The sequence below is a fragment of the Streptomyces flavofungini genome (assembly GCF_041028215.1).
Taxonomy (GTDB): Bacteria; Actinomycetota; Actinomycetes; order Streptomycetales; family Streptomycetaceae; genus Streptomyces; species Streptomyces flavofungini_B.
Genome location: NZ_JASKYR010000404.1, coordinates 1 through 7,268 on the forward strand (window position 1 = coordinate 1; position 7,268 = coordinate 7,268).

Below are 7,268 nucleotides of genomic sequence, written 5' to 3' on the forward strand. Positions count from 1 at the left end.
CCCCAGCTCCTCGGTGAGCGCGGTGATCCCGGCCCCGCAGGCACCCAACAGCACCCCGAGGAAGACGAGCCCCACGCGCACCACGTACACCGGGCCCGGCAGCCCCGGCCGCGCGCCCCGGGCCCGCGGCGCGCGCGGACCGGCCCCCGCGGTGCGCGCCGTGGGGTGCAGGGCGAAGCCCGTGCCGCAGACGGCGACCAGGAGCGCGGCGGCGGCGAAGGCCCAGGCCGGATGGGCGGCGACGGACGCCAGGCCCACGAGGGCGGGGCCGAGCACGAAGGAGAGCTCGTCCATGGTGCTCTCCAGCGAGAGCACGGTGCCGGCCAGCCGGTCGTCGCCACCCCTGGCGCGCACCAGCGGGACGACGCGGGCCCTGGCGAGGGGGCCGATGGAGGGGATCGTGGCCCCTGCGAGCGCGCCCAGGGCGATGAGGGCGGGCGTCGCCGCGCCGAGGACGGCGCCCAGGGTGTAGGCGGCGATGGCGACGGCGTTGAGGAGGGAGCACACCAGCACCACGGCCCGCTGGCCGTGCCGGTCGGCGAGGCGCCCGACGAACGGCCCGCAGCTCACCTGGCCGAGCGCGAGGGCGCAGGCGACGGCCCCACCGGTGGCCAGCGAGCCGCTGGTCTCGGTGACCAGGAGCACGCTGCCGAACTGGATCATCGCCACCGGGAGCCTCCCCAGAAAGGAGAGGACGACGAGCAGCGCCCCCGTCATGCCGATCACCGTGCGGTACGCGTCCCTCGTGCTGTCAGCCATCACCCGAAGCTAGTCATGGCGTAGGGCGGACACGCATGAGCGGATGACACGAAAGCCGTCCGGGCGGGTACGTACCTTCGCATGACCCCTGAGCCTTCCGGCCCCGCGGTGCCGCCCCAGCCGACCGCGACGTACCGGCTCCAGCTCCAGCCGGACTTCCCGTTCGCCGCCGCCGAGGCGGCCGTCCCGTACCTCGCCGCCCTCGGCGTCTCGCATCTGCACCTGTCGCCGGTCCTTGAGGCGGTGCCCGGTTCGACGCACGGCTACGACGTGGTGGACCACGCGTGCGTGCGGGAGGAACTGGGCGGCGAGGACGGCCTGCGGGCCCTCGCGCGCACGGCCCGGGAGGCGGGTCTCGGCCTGGTGGTGGACATCGTGCCGAACCACATGGCGGCCGTGCCCCGGCACAACCACGCCCTCTGGGAGGTACTGCGCGAGGGGCCCGGGTCGCCCTACGCGCACTGGTTCGACATCGACTGGGCGGCCGGGGACGGGCGCGTCCTGCTGCCCGTGCTCGGGGGCAGGCTCGGGGACGAGCTGGACGTGCTGCGGGTCGAGCGGGACGTCCTGCGCTACCACGAACACGCGTTCCCCATCCGGGAGGGCACGGAGAACCTGCCGCTGCCTCGGCTGCTCGACGCCCAGTTCTACCGCCTGGCCTGGTGGCGACTGGCGCGGACGGAGCTGAACTACCGGCGCTTCTTCACCATTTCGGACCTCATCGGAGTGCGGGTCGAGCACCCCGACGTCTTCGACGCGACCCACGCGAAGATCCTTGAGCTGCTGCGCGAGGGCGTGATCGAGGGCCTGCGGATCGACCACCCGGACGGTCTCGCCGATCCGGGGACGTATCTCCAGCGGCTGCACGAGGCGACGGGCGGACGCTGGACGGTCGTCGAGAAGATCCTCGCCGACGGCGAGCGGCTGCCCGCGGCGTGGCCGGTGGCGGGCACCACCGGGTACGACGCGTTACGCCATCTGGACGGCGTCCTCACCGATCCGGCGGGCGCGGGAGAGCTGCTCGGCCAGTACCGGCGCTTCGCCGCGCCGCCCGCCGACCGGGGCGGCGAGTGGGAGGCGACGGCCCGCCGCGCCGCGTACCGGGTCGTCACGCACGAACTGGCCGCCGAGGTCGACCGCCTCACGCGCGAGGCGAGCGCGCTCTGTGCCGCCGACCCCGGACTCCGCGACCACGCGCCGTGGGCGATCAGGACGGCCCTGCGGGAGCTCCTGGTGCGCCTGCCCGTCTACCGGCCCTACGTCGCGGGGGGCGCCGCTCCCGAGACGGTCCTCACCGAGCGGGCGGCCGACGAGGCGCGGGCGGCCTTCACCGTGCCGGAGGAGGCCGGGACGGTCACGGTGGTGCGGGATCTGGCGCTGGGCAGGGCCGGTGCGGCGGGCGGCGCGGACGCCGTGGCCGGGTTCCGCGCGCGGTTCGCGCAGGTCGCCTCCGCGCTGCGGGCCAAGGCCCTGGAGGACACCGCGTTCTACCGGCACGCGCCGCTGCTCTCGGCGGCGGAGGTGGGCGGCGCGCCGGAGCGGCCGGCCGTCTCCGTGGAGGAGTTCCACGCCTACTTCGCGCGCGTGCAGCGCGACTGGCCCTACTCGGGCACGGTCCTCTCCACCCATGACACCAAGCGGAGCGCGGACGTACGGGCGGGCATCTCGGTCCTCACGCAGTGCCCCGGCCGGTGGGCGGACCTGCTGGCGGCGCTGACCGAGCAGACCGCGCGGATCGGCGGGACGAGCGCGCCGGACCCGCAGCTGGCGTGGGCGGCCTGGCAGACCTCGGTGGGCTTCGGCTTCCCGTACGACACCCGGCTCCAGAACGCGCTGGTGAAGCACGTGCGCGAGGCGGGCCTGCACACGAGCTGGACCGAGCCCGACGAGGCCTACGAGAAGGCCGTGGAGGCGTTCGTGGAGGCGGGGCCCTGCGGGCCGCCGCTGTACGCCGTCGCGTCGTTCACACGCGATCTGGACGCCCACGTACGGGCCAACGTCCTGGGCGCGGCCCTGCTGCACCTGGCCGCGCCGGGCGTGCCCGACGTGTACCAGGGCACGGAGGGCGAGTACCGCGCGCTCGTCGACCCGGACAACCGGCGTCCCGTCCGCTTCCAGCGGCATGTCCTTGAGCGGCTCGACGCGGGCCGGGAGCGCTGCGATCTCTCGGAGGAGAAGATGGCGCTGACGGCGGCGGTCCTGCGGCTGCGCAGGAGCCGTCCCGAGCTGTTCGGCGGGGCGGCGACCTATGAACCGCTGACGGCCGAGGGCCCCGGGGCCCCGCACTGCGTGGCGTTCGCGCGCTCCGGGCAGGTCGTGGCGGCGGCGACGCGGCTGTCGCTGCGGCTCGCGGACGCGGGCGGCTGGCGGGAGACGGAACTGCTGCTTCCAAAGGGGCGGTGGACCGATCTGCTCTACCCGGGGCGTGTCTTCGAGGGGCACGCGCGCGTGGCGGAGCTCTTCGCGGATTCACCGGTGGCGCTGCTGCTCAGTCCACCGCCAGCCGGAAGCTCATCTGCCCGAAGCTGACCTGGTCGCCGTCCTGCACGACGGCGGCGCCGATCACCCTGCGGCCGTTCACCGTCGTGCCGTTCGTCGAGCCGAGGTCGCGCAGCACCCACATGCCGCCCTGGCGGCGCAGCTCGGCGTGGACACGCGAGACCGTGTCGTGGCTGAGCCGGAGCCCATTGGCCGGCTCCCGGCCTATCAGGAGCGGACGCGGGGTGTCGGGGGCCGGCAGGAGCAGCTTGGGCAGCCGCTCGGTCTGCCAGGCCCTGCGCAGCTTGATGGTGAAGCCGGAGACGGCCCGCACACCGCCGAGCACCCTGCGCGTCCACGGCTTCTCCGCGCGCAGATCGGCGGTGAGAGCGGCCAGTTCGTCCGGCCTGCGGGCGGCGAGCACCAGCTCCATGCGCCGCACGAAGGTGTCGTGCGAGAGCCGGCCCGCGGCCGCGCCCTCCTTGAGTGCGTCCAGCGCCCGGTCGCGCTCGACGTCCGTCACCCGCGCGGGGTACGTGGAGAACTCGAAAGAGGATGTCACCTGCCGATTGTCGGGCAATGCCGCCCCAGGTGTCCAGAATGGGCCGGGTGGCGGCCGATCGATCACTTCGGCCCACGGAGCAGGGACTTCTGACGCACCATGGGACCCGGGTGTGTCGGACAGCGGACGAGGGGGAACCGTCGGTGAGGTTCGAGGTGTGGGCGCCGGAGGCCGGGGAGGCCGTTCTCGAGTGCGCGGGTGCCACGCGCGCGATGGAGCGCGTGGCCGGGCGTCCCGGCTGGTGGTCGGCCGACGCGGAGGCGGCCGACGGGACGCGGTACGGATTCTCGCTGGACGGCGGCCCCGTGCTGCCCGACCCGCGCTCGCGGCGCCAGCCCGACGGGCCCGACGGCTTGAGCGCCGTCGTCGACCACGACCGGTACGCGTGGCGGGCGCCCTGGGCCGGGCGCGGGGTGCGCTCGGCGGTCCTGTACGAACTGCACGTGGGCACCTTCACGCGCGAGGGCACGCTCGACGCGGCGGCGGAGCGTCTGGGGCACCTCGCGGAGCTCGGTGTCACGCATGTGGAGCTGATGCCGCTCTGCCCCTTCCCCGGCCGCCACGGCTGGGGCTACGAAGGGGTGTCGCTCTGGGCGGTGCACGAGCCGTACGGCGGCCCCGAGGCGCTGAAGCGTTTCGTCGACGCGGCGCACGCCCTCGGCCTCGGCGTCGTCCTCGACGTCGTCCACAACCACCTGGGCCCCTCGGGCAACCACCTTCCCGCATTCGGGCCGTACTTCACGGACACGCACCAGACGCCGTGGGGCGCGGCGGTCAACCTGGACGCGCCCGGGTCAGACGAGGTGCGGGCGTATCTGACCGGGAGCGCCCTGGCCTGGCTGCGCGACTACCGGCTCGACGGGCTGCGGCTCGACGCGGTGCACGCGCTGGTCGACACGCGCGCGTGCCACTTCCTGGAGGAACTGTCCACGGCGGTCGACGCGCTGGCCTCGGAGCTGGGCAGGCCGCTCGCCCTGATCGCGGAGTCGGACCTGGGCGACCCCCGTCTCATCACCCCGCGCGCGAGCGGCGGACTCGGTCTCCACGCGCAGTGGAACGACGACTTCCACCACGCCCTGCACGCCGCCCTGACCGGCGAGGCACAGGGCTACTACGCGGACTTCGCGCGGGCCCCGCTCGCGGCGCTCGGCAAGACCCTGACGCGCGGCTTCTTCCACGACGGCACCTACTCCTCGTTCCGCGGCCGGTCCCACGGACGCCCCGTCGACCGGGCGCGCACGCCCGCGTACCGCCTCCTCGGCTATGCCCAGACCCACGACCAGATCGGCAACAGGGCACAGGGGGACCGGCTTTCCGCCTCGCTCTCCCCCGGGCTGCTCGCCTGCGCGGCGGCGCTCACGCTGACCAGCCCCTTCACGCCCATGCTGTTCATGGGCGAGGAGTGGGGGGCGTCGACCCCGTGGCAGTTCTTCACCGACCACACCGACCCCGGTCTGGCCGAGGCCGTACGCCGGGGCAGGCGCCGGGAGTTCGCCGAGCACGGCTGGGCGGAGGAGGACATCCCCGACCCGCAGGACGCGGCGACCCGGGACCGGTCCTGCCTGGACTGGTCCGAGCCGGAGGGCGGCGACCACGCGCGCCTGCTGGCCTGGCACCGGGAGCTGATCGCGCTGCGGGCCGCCCGCGGCGACCTGACCGACCCCGATCTGGCGTCGGTGCGGGTCGCCTACGACGAGCGGGCACGCTGGTTCGCGTGCCGGCGCGGTGACCTGCGGATCGTGGTGAACCTCGGCGAGGAGCCCGTCGCCGTCCCGCTGAGCGGCACCCACGCGCGCGTGCTCGCCGCCTGGGAGCCCGTCGGGACACCGGGCGCGGACGGGGTGCTGCGGCTGCCCGGGGAGTCCTGCGCGGTCCTGTCGGCCCTCTGAACGACGGTCGCGGCGTGCGGGATCAGCCGACGACCGCCATCTCGCGGGCGGTGGTGTTGAGCCGCCGCCCGCCGTCGTCGGTGACGGTCACGATGTCCTCGATGCGCACGCCGAAGCGGCCCGGCAGATAGATGCCGGGCTCCACGGAGAAGCACATGCCGGGCACGAGCGGGCGCTCCTCGCCCTCGATCATGTAGGGCGGTTCATGGGTGGTGACGCCGATGCCGTGCCCCGTGCGGTGGATGAAGTACTCCCCGTAGCCCGCCTCCTCGATCACGGCGCGGGCCGCGCGGTCCACGTCCTGGCAGGCCGCGCCGGGCCGCACCGCAGCGCACCCGGCGGCCTGGGCCTCGCGCACGATGTCGTGGACGCGGCGCTCCTCGCCGGTGGGCTCGCCCACATGGACCGTGCGGGAGGTGTCCGAGCCGTAGCCGTGCAGCAGGCCGCCGAAGTCCAGGACGACCATGTCGCCGTCCTCGATGACGCGCTCGCCCGCCTCGTGGTGCGGGTTGGCGCCGTTGGGCCCCGAACCGACGACGGTGAAGTCGACCTGGGAGTGCCCGAACCGCCGCAGCAGTCCGGCGAGGTCGGCGGCGACGTCGGTCTCCCTGCGGCCCGCGAAGGGGACCCGCTGGATCTCCTCGTACGCCGCGTCGGCCGCCGCGCCCGCCGCCGCGAGCCGTTCGAGTTCGGCGGCGTCCTTGACCGCGCGGAGCATGGGAAGGGCCTCGGTGAGCGACACGTACGACGTGCCGGGCAGCGCCTTCTGGAAGCCGAGGAGGTGCATGGCCCAGGCGTTGTCGCTCACCCCGAACCGGCCCGAGCCCTCCAGGAGCGGCGCGGTCAGCGCGTACGGGTCCTTGCCGTCGGTCCAGTCCCGCAGCGTCAGCGCGGGCGTGCCCGCGGCCCGTGCGGCGTCCGCGGCCTCCAGCGCCGGTACGACGAGTACGGGGTCCTGCCCCGGGGTGAGCACCAGGAGCGTCAGCCGCTCGGTGTCCGCGGTCGGCCGGTAACCGGTGAGCCAGACGAGATCGGGGCCCGGGGCGACGAGCACGCCCGCGAGGCCCGCGTCGGCGGCCGTGGCGGCGGCGCGCTCCATGCGGGCCCGGTAGTCGTCGGCGGTGAAGGGCTTGGGCGCGCCGTCCATGAGGGCCTCCTTGATGTCCACCTTGATGTCCACGTCGACCATGTCCACGTCGGCATCCTGCCCGCCACCGGCTGCCACCGCGAACCGGTTTCCCGGCGCGTGCCGCTCAGGTCACCACCCCTGGCCTGACCGGCAGGGTCTGCCGTCCTCCTGAGGCGTGGCGGACCGTCACCGTCACCGCCCGGCCCGGCCGTACGGCGGCGACCCGCGCGGCCAGGTCGGCCGCCGAGCGGATACGGGCCCCGCCGAAGGCGAGCAGGGTGTCCCCTCGGGCGAGGCCCGCGCGGTGACCGGGTCCGGAGGCGTACACGCCGACGACGAGGGCGCCGGGGCCACGAGGGGCGTCGGCGTGTACGCCTCCGGGGGGGGGGGGGGGGGGGGGGGGGGGCGGGGCCACGAGGGGCGTCGGCGGCTTCGATGCCGAGGCTGGGGG

The 7,268-nt window shown here is 74.9% G+C and carries 6 protein-coding genes; 2 read left to right on the forward strand and 4 right to left on the reverse strand.

Annotated elements, in window-relative coordinates:
- On the reverse strand, positions 1-759 hold a 759-nt coding region (locus AB8Z36_RS25055; protein ID WP_369215632.1), incomplete at its 3' end, for an MFS transporter.
- Positions 760-840: 81 nt separating this feature from the next.
- Between AB8Z36_RS25055 and treY the strand changes: the two genes are divergently transcribed.
- On the forward strand, positions 841-3,288 hold the full coding sequence (gene treY, locus AB8Z36_RS25060) for a malto-oligosyltrehalose synthase (protein WP_369215633.1): 2,448 nt from the start codon (positions 841-843) through the stop codon (positions 3,286-3,288).
- Here treY and AB8Z36_RS25065 read toward each other — a convergent pair.
- Complete coding sequence (locus tag AB8Z36_RS25065; protein ID WP_369215634.1) at positions 3,248-3,799, reverse strand: FHA domain-containing protein; 552 nt, start codon at positions 3,797-3,799, stop codon at positions 3,248-3,250. The two genes, treY and AB8Z36_RS25065, sit on opposite strands and share 41 nt — an antisense overlap.
- A 143-nt stretch (positions 3,800-3,942) precedes the next feature.
- On the opposite strand from AB8Z36_RS25065, the gene treZ reads away from it, so the two are divergent.
- Positions 3,943-5,688 (forward strand): malto-oligosyltrehalose trehalohydrolase, encoded by a 1,746-nt coding sequence (treZ, locus tag AB8Z36_RS25070; protein ID WP_369215635.1) that lies wholly within the window; start codon positions 3,943-3,945, stop codon positions 5,686-5,688.
- Positions 5,689-5,710: 22 nt separating this feature from the next.
- Here treZ and AB8Z36_RS25075 read toward each other — a convergent pair whose 3' ends face one another.
- Positions 5,711-6,835, reverse strand: a complete 1,125-nt coding sequence (locus AB8Z36_RS25075; RefSeq protein WP_369215637.1) for a M24 family metallopeptidase — start codon at positions 6,833-6,835, stop codon at positions 5,711-5,713.
- 106 nt (positions 6,836-6,941) lie between these two features.
- The coding region (locus tag AB8Z36_RS25080; RefSeq protein ID WP_369215636.1) for a PDZ domain-containing protein at positions 6,942-7,268 on the reverse strand (327 nt) is incomplete at its 5' end.